Genomic DNA, 15,564 nt, shown 5'->3' on the forward strand with positions numbered 1-15,564 from the left:
ATGATTTCCCGTGGACCTCGACGCGCTCGCCAGTTGCCTCGCCAGTCCTGCATGCCTGGTGACGCAGACCACCAGCGGCCTGATCATCGGCATGCTGCTGTTTCTCGTCGCCGTCGGGCTCGCTGATCTTCGGCGTGCTCAAGGTGGTCAATTTCAGCCACGGCGCCTTCTATATGTTCGGCGCCTATTTCGCGATGACGGCCTATCAGTTCACCGGCAGCTTTGCGCTGGCGATACTGAGCGGCGCAGCGGGCACCGCGCTCCTCGGCCTGATCTTCGAGCGCGTCTTCATGAGCCGCGTCTACGGCCGCGACGTCCTGATGCAGCTTCTGGTCTGCTATGCCTTCGTGCTGATCTTCGACGCCGTCGTCCGCATGATCTGGGGCCCCGAATTCAGGTCGATGGGCATGCCGGCCGCATTCCAGGTTCCGCCGCTGTTCATCGCCGGCGGCGTGGTGCCGCCATGTTATCTGCTGCTGATCGGCTTGGCGCTCGCTGCGGCTGTGGTTCTCGGGCTGGCGCTGGCGCGCTCCAGGATCGGCAAGGTGATCCGCGCCGCCGCGCATAATCCCGGGATGGTCTCGGCGCTCGGCATCAATACCGGGCTGATCTATGGCGGCGTGTTCGCGCTTGGCGGCATGCTGGCGGGACTGGCGGGAGCGCTTGCCGCGCCGGTGCGCTCGCTGAGCCCGGGCATGGGGTTCTCGGTGCTGATCGAGTCCTTCATCGTCACCGTGATCGGCGGCATGGGCTCGATCCTGGGTGCGCTGATCGGCGCGCTGCTGATCGGCCTGATCCGCTCGTTCGGATCGCTCGGCTTCCCGCTGTTCACCGAGGGGCTGATGTATCTCTTCATGGTGATCGTGCTGGTGTCGCGCCCGACCGGCCTGTTCGGCAGGGAGGTCGCATGACCGAATTGCAGGCAGGCCAAAGCGCGCCGCCCCTCGAGGTTCCCCGGATCGATGCCAGACCGCAGCGCTATCGCGATGTGCTGATCGCGCTCGCGGCGTTTGTCGTGCTCGCGCTGCTGCCGATGGTATTCGGCAGCAAGCAGCTGCTCGACTTCGTGATCCGCTGCGCGGCCTACGGATTGTTCGCGACGTCGCTCAACCTGCTGGTCGGTTACACCGGACTGATCTCGTTCGGGCACGGCATGTTCTTCGGCCTCGGCGCCTATGGTTTTGGCCTCATGATGCAGAAGACCGGTGTGCCGATCCCGGTGGCCTTCGTCGGCACGCTGGCGATGACCCTGGTCGTTGCCGTCGTTATTGGCGCAATCTGCGTGCGGCTGAAGGAAATCTACTTCGCCTTCGTCACGCTGGCGTTCCAGATGTTGATCCACTCGACCATCCTGTCGTGGCAGTCGCTGACCGGTGGCGACCAGGGCTTGCGCGGCGGCATCCCGCGGCCGCCATTTCTCGGCATCGATCTGTCGAACCATTTGCATCTGTACATCACGAGCTGCGCGCTGTTGGTGATCGGGTTACTGTTGATGCGCCAGATCGCACAGTCGCCGTTCGGCTACACGCTGCGCATGATCCGCGACAACGCCACGCGGGCGAGCTTCATCGGCATCGACGTCTGGCGCGCCAAGCTGACAATCTTCGTGCTGGCGGCGCTGTTCGCTGCGACCGGCGGCATGATCATGGCGCTGTTCGTCTCCGGCGCCTATCCCGAATTCGCCTACTGGACGATTTCCGGCGAGGGCATCTTCATCAACATGCTCGGCGGCGTGACCACCTTCCTCGGACCGATGGTCGGCACCATGCTGTTCCTGATCCTGAATGACACCGTCACGCGGCTGACCGAGTATCACGGCATTGTGCTCGGCATCGTGATCCTGTTCTTTGCCATCGGCCTGCGGAAGGGCCTGATGGACTTCGTCGTCGAATGGTTCGCGCAGCGCCGCGGAGCAGCCGGGGAGCGCGCGCTATGAGTACCAAAGGACGGATCAGCGTTGTCACCGGCGGCGCCAGCGGCATCGGCGCGGCCTGCGTCCGTGAGCTGGCGGCGGCAGGCGATATTGTGGCGGTCGTCGACCGCGACCTCGCCAAGGCGCAGGCGGTTGCAGCGGAAGTTGGCGGCAAGGCTTTTGCCGCCGATGTCGCAGACGAGCGCAGCGTCGAGGCCAGCGCCGCCGCGATCGAGCGGGACTGCGGCCCCGTGGATGTGCTCGTCAACAGCGCCGGCATCATCCAGGTGCCGGTCCGGCCGCACGATCTGCCGATGTCCTCCTGGGACGACGTCGTGCGCGTCGACCAGCGCGGCACCTATGTCGCCTGCGTCGCCTTTGCGCGGCAGATGATCGCGCGCAAGCGCGGCAGCATCGTCAACATCGCCTCGATTGCCGGAATGCGCTCGATGCCCTTGCACGCCTATGCGCCCGCCAAGGCCGCGGTGATCGCCATCACCGAATGCCTGGCGGCCGAGTGGGGGCCATCGGGTATCCGTGTCAACGCCGTGTCGCCCGGCTACACGCTGACTCCGGCATTGAAGAATGCCATCGATCGCGGCGAGCGGGATGTCTCCGCGCTCGCCGCCAACGCAGCGCTTCGCCGTCTCGTCGATCCCTCGGAGATCGGCCGCGTGGTCGCGTTCCTGGCTTCCGATGCGGCCTCCGCGATGACCGGCGCCAATGTGCCGGTCGATTGCGGCTGGCTCGTCGCCACATCGTGGAACAGCTATGGCGGCCTGCGGGAGGCGGGCGGCTAGCCATGCTGGAAATCCGCGCCCTCTCGAAATCCTTTGGCGGCGTCAAGGCGACCGACAACGTCTCGCTCGACTTCGCCGACGGTTCGCTCACCGCCGTGATCGGCCCCAACGGTGCCGGCAAGAGCACCTTCTTCAATCTGATCACGGGCGCGCTGCGGCCCGATGCCGGGCAGATCCTGCTCAATGGCGTCGATATGGCGGGCAAGACGCCGCCCGAGATCGTGCGTCATGGCATCGGCCGCGCCTTCCAGGTCGCAAGCATCTTCCCGTCGCTGACGGTCGAGGAGACGATGCTCGCAGCGGTCTGCGCCGATCAGCGCCGCGCCGGCGTGATGCATCGCCGCTTTCCGCTGGCCGAGACGCGCGATCGCGCCGAGCATGCGATGGAGCTGCTCGGCCTCGCCAGCAAGCGCAACCGGACCGCGGCCACACTATCGCATGGCGACCAGAAGCTGCTCGACATCGCGCTCGCGCTGGTGCTCGAACCCAAGGTGCTGCTGCTGGATGAGCCGACCGCGGGCATGGGCACTGAAGAGCGCTGGCGCATGATCGACAAGGTGCGCGAGCTCTGGGAAACGCAGAAGATCACCGTCGTATTCATCGAGCACGACATGGATATCGTGTTCAAGATCGCGCCGCAGATTGTCGTGCTGTGCTACGGGCGGATCCTTGCGACCGGGACGCCGGACGCGATCCGGCGAAACGATGCCGTGATCGAGGCCTATCTCGGCAGCGACGACCACGCGGGAGCGGTGGTATGAGTGCGCAGCCGGTGGTGCAGGTCGAGGACCTCGACGTCTATTATGGCACCAGCCAGATCCTGTTCGGCGTCGGCCTCTCGGTGCGGCAAGGCGAGACCATGGCGCTGCTGGGCCGCAACGGCGCCGGCAAGTCGACCACCATGAAGGCGATCATGGGGCTGGCGCCGGCGCGCCGCGGCAAGGTGACCTTGCGCGGCCGCGTGGTGTCCGGGATGAGGCCGCATCATATCGCGCGGGCCGGGCTCGGCTTCGTGCCCGAGGACCGCCAGATTTTTCCCGAGCATACCGTCGAGGACAATCTCGTCATAGGCCAGAAGAAAGGGCCGGATGGCGAGGACGAATGGTCGATCCGCCGCGTCTACGACGTGTTTCCGCTGCTGGAGCCGCTGCGGCACCGGATCGCCGGACGGCTGTCCGGCGGCGAGCAGCAGATGCTGGCGATCGCCCGCACGCTGATGGGCAATCCGGTGCTGCTGCTGCTGGACGAGCCGAGCGAGGGGCTGGCGCCGATCATCGTGCAGCGCATCGGCGAGCTGCTGCGGCAGCTCCGCGGCACCGGTGCCACAGTATTGATCGCCGAGCAGAACATGCATTTTTGCCTTGGCCTTGCGAGCCACGCGACGGTTATCGACAAGGGACAGATCGTCTACACATCCTCCATCGAAGAGCTGAAGGCCAACGACAACATCCGGCAGCGCTATCTGGCGCTGTAAGGCTCCTCGACGGATGTGGGAGGACAAATGGCGGGCGAACGCAGGCTGACGCCGACGCACGAGGCGCCGTATCGCGGGCTGAAGGTGCTCGATTTCGGGCAGGGGATCGCCTCGCCCTATTGCGCGATGCTGCTCGGAGTCTACGGCGCGGACGTCATCAAGGTCGAGCCGCCGGAAGGCGACTGGTCGCGCTATCTCGGCACCACCTACGGCAATCAAACGACGCTGTCGGCGGTCTACAACCGCGGCAAGCGCAGCCTGTGCCTCGACATGAAGCACAAGGACGGCATCGCGATCGCGCAGCTTCTGGCGCGCGAGGCAGACGTGCTCATCGAAGGATTTCGCCCTGGTGTCGCGGAGCGGCTTGGGCTCGGCTATGAGAGCCTGTCGCGCGACAATCCCGGCCTGGTCTATCTGTCGGTCAGCGGCTTCGGGCAGAGCGGGCCGTATTCGAAGCGGCCCGGATCGGACTCGGTCGCGCAGGCGTTCTCCGGCCTGGTCTCGGTCAATGTCGGCACCGATGGCGTGCCGCATCGGGTCGGCACCACCATCTCCGACGTCGTCACCGGCGTGTATGCGTTCCAGGCGATTGCGACGACGCTGTTCGCGCGCGCGACGGTCGGCACCGGTCGCTGGATCGACGTCAATCTCTTCCAGTCGACGTCGGCGCTGCTCGGCCACAAGGTCGCGGAGTTCATCCTGGAGGGCGGTGCGCCGCGCGCGCTCAACGTGCCGGCTGGCACCTACCAGACCCAGGACGGCTGGATGATGGTGACCTTGGTGAACGAGCCGCAATACAAGCGGCTGTGCACCGCGATCGGCCGCGAGGAACTCGCCAGCGATCCGCGCTTCGCCGATTTCGCCCGGCGCGCCGATGCGGCCGACACGCTGATCCCGCAGCTGCGCGAGGTGTTTTTGACCCAGCCGACCGACGCCTGGCTGACGCGATTGCACGCCGGCGATATCATCGCGGAGCGGATCCTCAGTCCCGGCGAATGGCTGCGCAACGCCCATGTCGAGGCGACCAGCGCGTCGGTGCGCCAGGATACGCCCGGCGTCGGTGCGGTCTACTCGCCGCGGACGCCGGGGATCGCGAGCCTGTCCGAGGATCAGCTCTGTCCTGCACCGGATATTGGACAGGATAGCCGCGCCGTGCTGACAGAGGCTGGCTTCGGCTCCGCGGAGATCGACGGCCTGCTGTTGTCAGGCGCCGTGCGGCAAGCCAAGTGATAACGGAGGCAATACATCATGAGCACGGACCTCGTTCGTTACTCGGTCACCGATCAGATTGCGGAGATCGTGCTGGATCGCGCGCCGGTCAACGCACTCAGCATCCCCCTGATCGACGCGTTGCTGGCGGCCCTTGCGAAGGCGCGCGATGATGAGGGCGTGCGCGCCGTCATCATCAGCAGCGCGCACAAGGTGTTCTGCGCCGGCCTCGACCTCCATATCGTCAGGGGCAAGCCCGCGATCGAGACCAAGACATTTCTCGAGCGGCTGTATTTTGCGCTGAACGATACGCAATACCGCATGGGCAAGCCCACCATTGCGGCGATCGATGGCGCGGTGCGGGCCGGCGGCATGACGATCGCGATTTCTTGCGACATGATCATCGCTGGGGACGGCTCGACCTTCGGCTACCCCGAGATCGATGTCGGCCTGATCCCCGCGATCCACTTCGTGCAGCTGCCGCGGCTGGTCGGGAAACACCAGGCGTTCGGCCCGTTGTTCCTCGGCGAACCCTTCGATGCGGCGACCGCCCATCGCATGGGCCTGCTCAGCGAAGTGGTACCGAACGGCACTGCGCTGAAGCGAGCGCGCGAGATCGCACGGAAGTTTGCGGCGAAGTCACCGATCGTGATGAAGATCGGCCGCGACGCATTCATGCGCGCAGTCGATACCGATTTCCGCCGCTCGGTGGAGAACACGGCTGAGAGCTTTGTGGTGGTCGCGTCCACGGAAGACTGCCAGGAAGGGCTCAATGCGTTCGTCGAGAAGCGGACGCCCAATTACAAGGGACGCTAAATGGCTGGATTGTATTTCGAAGAGTTCGAGGTCGGGCGGGAATTCCATCACGAGTTCAGCCGGACCGTGACGGAGATGGACAACACCCTATTCAGCCTTCTGACCATGAACCCGCAGCCGCTGCACCTCGATGCGCATTTCGCAGAGAAGACCGAGTTCGGCCAACGGCTGTTCAACAGCCTCTATACGCTCGGCATCATGATCGGCATGAGCGTGTACGACACGACGCTGGGCACCACGGTCGGCAATCTCGGCATGACCGACGTTAAGTTTCCAAAGCCGGTGTTCCACGGCGACACGCTGAAGGCGCACACCAGGATCATCGGCAAGCGCGCCAGCAAGTCGCGGCCGACCCAGGGCATCGTCGAATTCGAGCACACTATGACCAATCAGCGCGGCGAGGTGGTGGCGAGTTGCCGCCGCACCGGCCTGATGCACTGCAAGCCGAAGGCATAGACAATGCGATCGTTCCTGTTCGTTCCCGGTGACAGCACCCGGAAGTATGAAAGCGCGAAGAAGACCGCGGCCGATGCGCTGATCCTCGATCTCGAGGATTCCATCGCACCGGACCAGAAGGTGGTTGCGCGCGGTATCACGCGCGAGATGCTCGATGCGCGCAATCCGGACCAGAAGCTCTATATCCGGGTCAATGCGTTCGACACCGATTTGACGCTCGGCGACCTCGCCGCCGTGATGCCCGGCAAGCCCGACGGCATCGTGCTGCCGAAATGCGCTGGCGCCGCCGACGTCAACAAGCTCGCGCTGTATCTTGACGCATTCGAGGCCGCCTCTGACATCGCGCAGGGCACCACGCGGATCGTCACGGTCGCGACCGAGACGGCGCGGGCAGTCTTGAAAATCCTCGACTTCGAGAATATGAGCTCGCGTCTCTGGGGCATGATGTGGGGTGCGGAGGATCTCGCGGCCTCGCTCGGGGCAACGCGCAACCGCACCGACGGCCGCTATCATTCCCCCTTCATCCTGGCCCGCGATCTCTGCCTGATCGGCGCGGCCGCCGCCGGGGTGGTCGCGATCGATACCATTGCCACCGACATCAACGATCTGGATGCCTTGAAGGCGGAGGCGATCGCCGCGCGGCAGGACGGCTTCCTCGCCAAGGCCGTGATCCATCCCAAGCATGTCGACGTCGTCAACGCGGCCTTCATGCCGACGGATGAGGAGATCGCGTGGTCGGAACGGGTGATCGCCGCGTTTGCCCGCAATCCGTCCGGGGTCGCCAAGATGGATGGCAAGATGCTGGACAAGCCGCACCTTCGCGCCGCCGAGAAGATTTTGGCTTCGCGCCGAAAATAGTCAGGAAGTGGGTTCGATCGGCGCGCCCTCCGCGATGAGGGCGGCGATCATCATCAAGCGGTTCTGACCGGTCAGACGGCGGGAAACTGCAACTCGAAGGCGGCGCCCCGGCTGGAGGGCAGGAGTCGGATCCAGCCGCCATGGGTCACCATGACGGCTTGCGCGATCGCCAGTCCCATGCCTGTGCCGCCGCTGTCGCGGCGCGTAGTGAAGAAAGCGTCGAAGATCTTGTCGCTGTTGGCGTCGGAGATCGGGTCGCCATCATTGCTCATCGTCACTTTGACGCTGGAGGCGTCACCGGTCGCTTCTATCTCCACCGACTTGGCATTGTGACGGAACGCGTTGTCGGCCAGATGCGCCAGCACGATCAGCGCCTTCTCGCCGGACATGCCGATTGAGCGGTCGAGGCAGCCGCTGGCCGCAATGGTACGGCCTGCAAAGCGGCCCTTCAGGTTTTCGATGACGGGAGAGAGCGGGGTCTGCTCGTTCTGTGGGGCGCCCTCCGCACGGGCCAGCTCGCGCAACCGCTGGCTCATCGCATCGAGCCGCTCGACGTCGCCAAGGATGTTCGAGATGAAGCTTTGTTGTTCGGAGCGGGTCAGCGTATCCGATTTGCTCTGAAGCGAATCCTGCAGCAGCTCGGCTGCGCCCCTGATCGATGTCAGCGGCGATTTCAGTTCGTGCGTCAGGTGTGCCGAGAAGGTGGCGATGTAGTCGGACCGCCGCGACAGCTGCTGGGCCATGTCCAGAAAGCTGTCGGAGAGCTGGGCGAGTTCACGTGTGCCATAGTGCTGCAGCGGCTGGAAGGCGTTGCGGTCGCCACGGCCGATCCGCACGGCGCGATCGACGAGCTCGCGCATCGGGCGCGTGACCGTGCGTGAGAACATCAACCCGATCGCTATCGTCGCCAGCAGCACGGCCAATGTGGCGAGCAGGAACTTGCCGCGCTCCTGATAGAGATGGTCGAAAATGTTGCTCGGCGTCCGCGACGTGTAGATCACGCCGGCAACGTGGTCGTTGACGATCACGGGCATCGCGGAGAAGACGTGAACACCGACGCCGCGGCTGATTGAATAGATCGGTGGTGGAGGCTTGTCGGGCATGCGGATGCGCAATGCGGCGCTATACTGGCCGTGCAACGCTGCGGCCACCTCCTCGATATGGGAAAGCGACTGTCCGACCTCCTGGCGTCCGGCGATCACCACGCCCTGCGGATCGAGAATCCGGAAGCCTGCAAGCGTCACCTTCTGGGTCTCCAGGATGATGGGCATCAGCCGGGTGCCGATCTCGACATAGGCCGGATCCGCGGCCCCGGCCGCCGGCAGCGCGTCGGGCCGTCGCCGCAGCAGGTCGTTGCCGGCGAGGTCGAGCGCGGGCCGGATCGGCGTCACGTGATCGCCGGGATCAGGCAACGCCTCCGGGGGGACCGCGGGGCCGAGCGGGATGCCGTTGCCCAATCGTGCCTTCACTTCTTCGGCGTAGATCGCGGCAAGAACACGGCTTTGCGCGATCAGCTCGGCCTGGGTCTGGTGAATCAGCTGGTTGTCGTAGAGGCGGAAGAAGAACAGACCCACCAGCGGCAGCAGCGCGACCAGGGCAAGCACGGTGAAGATGACCAGACCAAGCGACGGTCGCCACTTCTGGCGGGCGCGGAAGGATGTCATGCCTGCAGCTCGCAGCGACCGAGCTTGAAGCCGACGCCGTGAACGGTCTCGATAACGTTGTCGCAGCTCGCGGCTGCGAGCTTGGCTCTGATGTTGCGGATGTGGCTGTCGATGGTGCGGTCGGAGACCTGGATGTTGAGCTGGTAGGCCGCGCTCATGATCTGTTCGCGGTTAAATACCACCGTCGGTCGCGTCAGGAAGGCGCGCAGAATTCCGAACTCGATTGCGGTCAGGCGCAGCGGCGCGCCCGCGAACGTCGCGATGTGCTGCTCGGGATCGATCGAGAGCTGCCCCGCGAGAGCACGGCGGCCTCTGTCCTTGTCGCCGCTATCCGTGGGGTCAGCCGCCGTAGGATGACATTCACCCGCGCGACGAGTTCGCGCGGGCTGAACGGCTTGGTCACATAGTCGTCGCCGCCGATCTCGAGGCCGAGGACGCGGTCGATCTCCTCGTCACGGGCGGAGAGGAACAGGATCGGCACCTCGGACGATTTGCGAATTTCACGGCAGACGTCGAGGCCATCGAACTCCGGCATGCCGATGTCGAGCACGATCAGGTCCGGCCGCTCGCCGGCAAACCGGGTCAGCGCCTCCTTTCCGTCGCGGGCCTCGGCCACGCTCATGCCGGCTTTCTTGAGGGCGACGCGGATGACCTCGCGGATATGCAGGTCGTCGTCGACGATGAGGATGCGGTGCGTCACGAGTCGTCTCCGAAAACCGGCGCTTCGACTATCCCGGCGCATTGGTCTGCTGCCTGTCCAGGAAACGCTGAAGCCGCCAGCCGCGAAAGCCCCAGCTGCGCCATGAGGCCATCTGCTGGCGTTGCTGTTCTACAAGGCTATTGCGGCGCGAGACAAGGACCGGGTTGGCGTAGCGGAGCTGGATCGCCCGGTCGATGGCCGGAAGGGCTTGGGGGCCGAGCTGGATCAAGTAGTCCATATCCAGATTGGCGCCGCTGCCCGAGGCTGCGCGACTGTGGCCAACATTGTAGTCGGCGATGACGGCGGCGAAATTAACCAGGGAGCAGACATAGAGCAGGATGGTGAGTACCAACAGGTTGGTGCGGACCAGCCATTCATTCGACGCCCGCAGGACGATGCGCACCAGAATCAGGATCAGCCCGACGGCGACGAGCAGCATCCAGACGAATGCTGCGACGCGCCAGTAGGTGAGCAGGTAGGTTTGGACGTAGAGATCAAGCCGGAGCATCGAGGAGATCACCAGCAAGACATTCTGCCCGACCCAGACGTAGACGAGCGGTCGGATCACTCGCGATTGTTCGGCCGGGCCGCCCGGCCGCATCGCGAGCAGAACGAAGGCCGCGGCCAGAAGCGCCGTGACGATCAACGGATAGGCGCCACGATGGGCGTAGGACGCGTAAGTGATCGCGGCAGGAAGCGTCGCGTTGCCCCAGAGATAGATCGCATCGAGAATGGTCTGAATCGAAAACAGCAGGTTGAACAGGATCAGGGAGCGCAGGATGGAGCCTGCGCCGAACAAGTCGATGAAATGATCGGGTTCGGCGGGATCCCTCGCGGAAGATCGAGGTCCGTTGGGCACGACGTTGGTGTAGTGCCGCCATTTGACATGGATGAAGGGCCAGACCAGCGCCAATGCGAGGATCCAGAACAGCGTGCGGCCGAGGCTGAGGCTGGCGGCGGGATTGCCCGGGTTCAGCTGGCTGATCCATATTTCCAGCACTGGATTGGCGGCGACGAACAGAAAGACAAACACGGTTCCGAGCAGCAATGGCACGAACCATAGGATGAAACCCTTGGTCAGGCCCGGCAGGCTGAATGCGCTGACGACGTCCCGGAACAACCTGAAAGGGCTGACCAGCAAGAGGTCCACCAGCGAGGCAGCTCCCTTGGCCACACTGTCGAGACAGGGATTGGTCGTGAGAGTGAGCGCGGCGCCGAGCGCAAGAACGGCGAAGGCCAGCGAGGCTGCGTTGAACTCCTCCAGGGCAGGGAGCAACCCGGCCACAACGATCGCGCCGGCCATCAGCAGCCTGTGGCGAGCGAGGTGACCAAAGTTGGAGGCCAGTGACACGCCGGCCAGCGCGACTGCGAACAGGACCACCGAAAGTCCGGCATTCTGATCATAGAACAACCAATCGGCCAGCGCGGCGAGAGTAAGCGCGGCGGCGGCCTTGGCCGGCGGCAAGCCGTTGGCAATCGATTGTGTCTCGGTTTCCGGTGACTCAAGGCTTGTCATTGTGACCTCAGGATTGAAGGACGTTTGGACTCCGGCGGTCGCGCTGACGTCATCGACGGGTGTGCGAACGCGATCCCGGCTGCGGCATGGCGAACCTTGGGTTGGCTGCGTGCAGACAGCGGAAAGGCGATCAGCAGGAGTTCAGGAGTCTTATGCAGATTGCGTGCAGAGGGGTCTTATCCGCTAGCTGCGGCGAATCCGGTCTGATACGGACGACACGTTCGGTTTGTTCAACCCTTCGTCTCCATGCAAATCATCAAGCGAGTCGGCATTGCCCTAGCCTGGATCGTCGGGCTCGCATTCGTCTTTGCCGGCGTCAACCACAACGATCCCTATCTGGTCCCGCTACGCGGGATCGGCAATCTGCTGCTCGTGGTCGCAAGCGTCGCCGTCGTGCCCATGCTGGTCCGCCGCGGCGCCTGGCGGGCCTGGGCGGGGAAGCTTCTCGTCATCCTGTGGTGCCTGCCGCCACTCGCAATGCTGGCCGCGCATGGTGTGTTCGAGGTCCGCAAGCACCGCGTAATGCAGACTGAGCCGCTTCTTGCGCGGTCCCTTGGGCAGCATTTCATCGTTGGCTACCGGTCGTTCGACGAGGTCGCGCCGCTGGCGGAGAGCGGGTTGATTGCGGGTATCTATGTCACCGGGCGCAATGTCGCCGGCAGGACGGTCGATGCACTGAAGGCGGAGGTCGCTGCGCTGCAGGCGACGCGGCGCGCGGCCGGGCTGCCGCCGCTGATGGTCGCGACGGATCAGGAGGGTGGCATCGTTTCGCACCTCGCGCCGCCGCTGACGAGGCTGCCCGCGCTTGCCTCGCTGGCCGAATTGGCGCCGGAGCAACGAACGGCAAAAGCCGAGGAGTTCGGACGCATCCATGGACGCGAACTGGCGTCGCTTGGCGTCAACCTCAATCTGGCTCCGGTGCTCGACCTTCGGCCCGAGGCGACGCGCAACCGGTTCGATTTCAATACGCTGACCAATCAGCGCGCGATTTCCGACGACCCCGCCAAGGTGAGCGCGATCGCGGGCGCCTACATCCATGGCCTCGAGTCCGCGGGCGTCAATGCCACCGTGAAGCACTTTCCCGGATTGGGCCGCGTGCGCGCCGACACGCATCATTTCAACGCCGATCTCGATACGCCGGTCGGCGAACTGGAGGCGACCGACTGGCGTCCGTTCCGCGATGTGCTGTCGACCACCGGTGCGCGCCTAATGGTCGGGCATGTGGCGGTCAGCGCTCTCGACCCGGCGCGGCCTGCCTCGCATTCGAAGGCCGTCATCGATGGGCTGATCCGGAAAAGCTGGAACTACCCCGGCCTCGTCATGACGGATGATCTGGTGATGGGCGCGATCTATCAGCACGACGTCTGCACCGCCGTCGTCGAGGCATTGAACGCGGGCGTCGATCTCTTGCTGGTCGCCTATGATGGGGCCCAATTCTACCGTCTGTTCGCCTGTGCGAGCGACGCAGCCGGTCGGGATGCGCTCGACGCTGCGATGTTGCACGACAGCGAGACGCGGCTGCGGCGGTCGCTGGCGATCGACTAGAGCTGCGGTTCCGATTGAATCAGAACCGCAGCTCTGGCTTGTTGTTTTGACGCGTTTTCTTCACGCGAACCGGTGTCCACTTCGCTCGAAAACGCTCTCAATCACCTGATTCACGAATGGGCTCCCACAGCCGACTTATGATCTTGCTGCTTCGCACGAGACGTAGTAGGCGACTGCAATCATCGCCGCGATGCCGGCGATGCTGACCGCGACCTGCCTCGCCACCGAGTTCGGGCCGGTGATCAGGATAAGGTGCGCGGCAAAGGAGAGGAAAACGCCTGCACAGAACACGGCGAGCCACTCCTCGCCGCACTTGATGATCGGCTGCAGGGCGTGTGATCGCAGATACCCCCAGTCCCGCGGCACCAGCAAGGTGAACAGGAACATCAGGGTCAGGAAATGCAGGATGCGATGGGGTGCAACGTCCTCCCGATCGCTTGGCAGGAGCATATCGCTCAGTCCATCCGGCATCATCTGGGCGAGGGCTGGGATATCGCCAACTGAGACGATCGTCAGCGCGAGCACCAGATACAACAGGGCCGCGGCGCGCAGCGCGGGAGTAGCCTGCAGCGCGCGGATCTCGGATGCATACCGCTTGCCGATGAGTGCGAGCCAGCCGCCCATCACAAACAGCAATTGCCAGCAGAACGGGTTCAGGTACCAGTGTCCGTCCGGGTATGATGACAGATTCCAGTCGAGTACGCGGGCGGTCGCATAAAGCGCAACGGACCCGGCAAGCGTCGCGTTCGGCACATAGAGCAGTCCGCACACGATAATGGGCTGGAAGGCCATCAAGGCGATAATGAGTTGCAGCACATCGAGATTGAGCGGCTTGGCTTGCAGGAACAGGCCGTAGATCAGCGTTCGGATCCCGTGGTCGATGAAGCCGGTGATGTTGAACTCGCTGATGATCTCGGGCGCCGCGGTCCGGGCTGCGACATAGCTGATCAACTCGACATAGATCACGAACAAAACGATGTAGGCAGCATAGAGCTGCCACACGCGCCTGAAGATGCGGGTGGCCGCCACCAGCATTCCCCGCTCCACCGCCATCCCACTGTAGATCAGCGTCGTCGCGTAGCCGCCAACGAATACAAACAGGTCGGTGGCGCCGCTGAAGCCGAAGTTGCGCATGGTCAGCGTGTTGACGACGTTGTGCGGAATATGATCGAGGAATAGAAACCAGTTCGCGATGCCGAGCAGCAGCGCAATCCTGAGATCGCCATCGCCTGCCGCGATCCCGGCATCTTTTGTCGGAGTCATTTGAAGCAGAAATCTACCGGCCCGAGAAACGAATCGCTAATCTAAAGGGAACCCACGCCCGGTCCGAATAGACTTTGCGTGAACCCTATCTAGTCCGTTTCCGGTTCCGGCCAAGTGGCCGGCTCAAGAAAGATCACGTTTTCGAAATCACCACGTGAGGTCTCGACGTCAGACCGGCTCGTGCTTGCGCAGGTCGCCGATGTGATCGAGCGTATTGGCTTGCATATCAGCGGCGGTCAGGGGGACCTCCGGCAGGGCAGCCTCGGCAAGGATGTCGTTCGTGACATCCTCAACCGAACATTCGGCAATCTCGTGGATGAAGCTGATGTTGGTGTATTCACCCGACGCGATGCGCGAGACCACCTCACGCCGGGTCATTTCGGGGTCGACGATCGCTTCCCGGCCGCGGCGGCCATAGTCGATCATCACGACAAAATACTGCATGCCCGATAGTTCGATGCCTTGACTGTCATTGGCCATTATTTCCGATAATCGGAACTATGTCAAGAGAAATTGCCGATAACCCGAATTCCGACGCCGCTGGTCCGGCCGATTCGGTCCGGAGGTATCCGAATCGGCCTGGTCGGCCCTGAAGTCGCGCCGCTATTTCTCCGATCGCCCCTGCGTCCGGGCAGATTTGCGGCCCTTCGCCGTCTTGCCGCGCAGCCGTTCGATCTGGCCGCGGGGCAGGGTGACGCAGATTTCCCCGATCCATTCGAGCTTTACGCCGTTGATCGGCTTGGCGTTGAAGCTCTTGAGGTTGACCAGGCCGGAAGAGCTGCCGCGTTCGATCGTCTTCAGGTAGCGCTCGCCGCTCTTCAGCCGGACCGCAGCTTCTTCGCCGTAGAAGCTCGACAGCGGATGGCGCTGCTCGCGATAGACCACGATGACGTCGCCGTTCTCGTATTTTGGCAGCATCGAATCGCCCGAGACCTCGAAAGCGATGGTCTCCTCGGTCACCGGGAACGGAAGTTCGACCTCGCCGAGACCCTCCGGCGGTACCTGCTCGAGGTCCGGCTCGATCGAGGCGCCGGCGCCGACCCGGCCCATGATCGGCACCGAGTTCAGCTCCAGATATTCGATGATCGGAGCGATTTCCGACGCCTTGATCAACCGTATCCCCGACAGTATCTCGGATACCGCCCCTGCCCGTACCCCCATTGCGCGGGCAAGCCCGCCCTTGCTCTTCCCTGTCTTTTCCAGTGCTCGTTCGATCAGTGCCGCGTCCAGCATGTTTCATCCTCTCCAAATCCTGCCATATCCATACCGTTACGATTATCAGAATTCAAGCTTGACTTTTACTTCGGAATATCGGAAGTTATGCAAGGCGCCGGCGGAATGACAAAAATGG

The 15,564-nt window shown here is 63.8% G+C and carries 15 protein-coding genes and 1 pseudogene; 10 read left to right on the forward strand and 6 right to left on the reverse strand.

The annotated features are described in order from the left end of the window. Positions 1-134 precede the first annotated feature (134 nt). The 9 genes from HAP54_RS27060 to HAP54_RS27100 are packed head-to-tail and all read left to right on the forward strand — an operon-like array spanning position 135 to position 7,525. A complete protein-coding gene (locus HAP54_RS27060; RefSeq protein ID WP_248114448.1) occupies positions 135-911 on the forward strand; it encodes a branched-chain amino acid ABC transporter permease in 777 nt (258 codons plus the stop codon). Continuing rightward, complete coding sequence (locus tag HAP54_RS27065) at positions 908-1,936, forward strand: branched-chain amino acid ABC transporter permease (RefSeq protein ID WP_166305468.1); 1,029 nt, start codon at positions 908-910, stop codon at positions 1,934-1,936. The genes HAP54_RS27060 and HAP54_RS27065 overlap by 4 nt, the downstream gene beginning before the upstream one ends. Then, positions 1,933-2,712 carry an SDR family NAD(P)-dependent oxidoreductase gene (locus tag HAP54_RS27070; protein ID WP_166305471.1) on the forward strand — a complete coding sequence of 260 codons (780 nt, stop codon included), beginning with the start codon at positions 1,933-1,935 and terminating at the stop codon, positions 2,710-2,712. The genes HAP54_RS27065 and HAP54_RS27070 overlap by 4 nt, the downstream gene beginning before the upstream one ends. A gap of 2 nt (positions 2,713-2,714) precedes the next feature. Then, positions 2,715-3,473 carry an ABC transporter ATP-binding protein gene (locus HAP54_RS27075; RefSeq protein WP_166305474.1) on the forward strand — a complete coding sequence of 253 codons (759 nt, stop codon included), beginning with the start codon at positions 2,715-2,717 and terminating at the stop codon, positions 3,471-3,473. Next, positions 3,470-4,186 (forward strand): ABC transporter ATP-binding protein, encoded by a 717-nt coding sequence (locus tag HAP54_RS27080; protein ID WP_166305477.1) that lies wholly within the window; start codon positions 3,470-3,472, stop codon positions 4,184-4,186. The genes HAP54_RS27075 and HAP54_RS27080 overlap by 4 nt, the downstream gene beginning before the upstream one ends. A 27-nt stretch (positions 4,187-4,213) precedes the next feature. Next, positions 4,214-5,416, forward strand: coding sequence for a CaiB/BaiF CoA transferase family protein (locus tag HAP54_RS27085; protein ID WP_166305480.1), 1,203 nt, complete (start codon positions 4,214-4,216; stop codon positions 5,414-5,416). 18 nt (positions 5,417-5,434) lie between these two features. Then, on the forward strand, positions 5,435-6,211 hold the full coding sequence (locus HAP54_RS27090; protein WP_166305483.1) for an enoyl-CoA hydratase/isomerase family protein: 777 nt from the start codon (positions 5,435-5,437) through the stop codon (positions 6,209-6,211). After that, positions 6,212-6,667: a MaoC family dehydratase gene (locus HAP54_RS27095; protein ID WP_166305486.1), complete on the forward strand. Its 456-nt coding sequence runs from the start codon at positions 6,212-6,214 to the stop codon at positions 6,665-6,667. Between the two features lie 3 nt (positions 6,668-6,670). Beyond that, positions 6,671-7,525, forward strand: a complete 855-nt coding sequence (locus HAP54_RS27100; protein ID WP_166305489.1) for an HpcH/HpaI aldolase/citrate lyase family protein — start codon at positions 6,671-6,673, stop codon at positions 7,523-7,525. A gap of 71 nt (positions 7,526-7,596) precedes the next feature. Here HAP54_RS27100 and HAP54_RS27105 read toward each other — a convergent pair whose 3' ends face one another. From HAP54_RS27105 to HAP54_RS27115, 3 genes and pseudogenes are all read right to left on the reverse strand, one after another. Continuing rightward, complete coding sequence (locus HAP54_RS27105) at positions 7,597-9,189, reverse strand: ATP-binding protein (RefSeq protein ID WP_166305492.1); 1,593 nt, start codon at positions 9,187-9,189, stop codon at positions 7,597-7,599. After that, positions 9,186-9,889: pseudogene (locus HAP54_RS27110) on the reverse strand (response regulator transcription factor). Before HAP54_RS27110 ends, HAP54_RS27105 begins: the two are co-directional and overlap by 4 nt. A 28-nt stretch (positions 9,890-9,917) precedes the next feature. Continuing rightward, positions 9,918-11,405 (reverse strand): DUF4173 domain-containing protein, encoded by a 1,488-nt coding sequence (locus HAP54_RS27115; RefSeq protein ID WP_166305495.1) that lies wholly within the window; start codon positions 11,403-11,405, stop codon positions 9,918-9,920. Between the two features lie 246 nt (positions 11,406-11,651). Between HAP54_RS27115 and HAP54_RS27120 the strand changes: the two genes are divergently transcribed. Then, on the forward strand, positions 11,652-12,950 hold the full coding sequence (locus tag HAP54_RS27120; protein ID WP_166305498.1) for a glycoside hydrolase family 3 protein: 1,299 nt from the start codon (positions 11,652-11,654) through the stop codon (positions 12,948-12,950). A 135-nt stretch (positions 12,951-13,085) separates the two neighbouring features. Here HAP54_RS27120 and HAP54_RS27125 read toward each other — a convergent pair whose 3' ends face one another. The 3 genes from HAP54_RS27125 to HAP54_RS27135 all read right to left on the reverse strand — a co-directional run bounded on the left by HAP54_RS27125 (position 13,086) and on the right by HAP54_RS27135 (position 15,446). Further along, the gene (locus HAP54_RS27125) at positions 13,086-14,213 is read right to left on the reverse strand and encodes an OpgC domain-containing protein (RefSeq protein WP_224741768.1); all 1,128 of its coding nucleotides are present in this window, start codon (positions 14,211-14,213) and stop codon (positions 13,086-13,088) included. A 168-nt stretch (positions 14,214-14,381) separates the two neighbouring features. Continuing rightward, positions 14,382-14,657 carry a hypothetical protein gene (locus HAP54_RS27130; protein WP_166308448.1) on the reverse strand — a complete coding sequence of 92 codons (276 nt, stop codon included), beginning with the start codon at positions 14,655-14,657 and terminating at the stop codon, positions 14,382-14,384. Positions 14,658-14,816: 159 nt separating this feature from the next. Next, positions 14,817-15,446 (reverse strand): LexA family transcriptional regulator, encoded by a 630-nt coding sequence (locus HAP54_RS27135; protein WP_029080008.1) that lies wholly within the window; start codon positions 15,444-15,446, stop codon positions 14,817-14,819. Between the last annotated feature and the right edge of the window lie 118 nt (positions 15,447-15,564).

The sequence above is a fragment of the Bradyrhizobium sp. 2S1 genome (assembly GCF_011516625.5).
Lineage (GTDB): Bacteria > Pseudomonadota > Alphaproteobacteria > Rhizobiales > Xanthobacteraceae > Bradyrhizobium > Bradyrhizobium septentrionale.

Bases quoted from the DNA above. Each gene is read 5' to 3' on its own strand.
- HAP54_RS27070 (WP_166305471.1), top strand. From the start codon at position 1,933: ATGAGTACCAAAGGACGGATCAGCGTTGTCACCGGCGGCGCCAGCGGC.
- HAP54_RS27080 (WP_166305477.1), top strand. From the start codon at position 3,470: ATGAGTGCGCAGCCGGTGGTGCAGGTCGAGGACCTCGACGTCTATTAT.
- HAP54_RS27120 (WP_166305498.1), top strand. From the start codon at position 11,652: ATGCAAATCATCAAGCGAGTCGGCATTGCCCTAGCCTGGATCGTCGGG.
- HAP54_RS27085 (WP_166305480.1), top strand. From the start codon at position 4,214: ATGGCGGGCGAACGCAGGCTGACGCCGACGCACGAGGCGCCGTATCGC.
- HAP54_RS27090 (WP_166305483.1), top strand. From the start codon at position 5,435: ATGAGCACGGACCTCGTTCGTTACTCGGTCACCGATCAGATTGCGGAG.
- HAP54_RS27075 (WP_166305474.1), top strand. From the start codon at position 2,715: ATGCTGGAAATCCGCGCCCTCTCGAAATCCTTTGGCGGCGTCAAGGCG.
- HAP54_RS27100 (WP_166305489.1), top strand. From the start codon at position 6,671: ATGCGATCGTTCCTGTTCGTTCCCGGTGACAGCACCCGGAAGTATGAA.
- HAP54_RS27105 (WP_166305492.1), bottom strand. From the start codon at position 9,189: ATGACATCCTTCCGCGCCCGCCAGAAGTGGCGACCGTCGCTTGGTCTG.
- HAP54_RS27065 (WP_166305468.1), top strand. From the start codon at position 908: ATGACCGAATTGCAGGCAGGCCAAAGCGCGCCGCCCCTCGAGGTTCCC.
- HAP54_RS27095 (WP_166305486.1), top strand. From the start codon at position 6,212: ATGGCTGGATTGTATTTCGAAGAGTTCGAGGTCGGGCGGGAATTCCAT.
- HAP54_RS27130 (WP_166308448.1), bottom strand. From the start codon at position 14,657: ATGCAGTATTTTGTCGTGATGATCGACTATGGCCGCCGCGGCCGGGAA.
- HAP54_RS27135 (WP_029080008.1), bottom strand. From the start codon at position 15,446: ATGCTGGACGCGGCACTGATCGAACGAGCACTGGAAAAGACAGGGAAG.
- HAP54_RS27115 (WP_166305495.1), bottom strand. From the start codon at position 11,405: ATGACAAGCCTTGAGTCACCGGAAACCGAGACACAATCGATTGCCAAC.
- HAP54_RS27125 (WP_224741768.1), bottom strand. From the start codon at position 14,213: ATGACTCCGACAAAAGATGCCGGGATCGCGGCAGGCGATGGCGATCTC.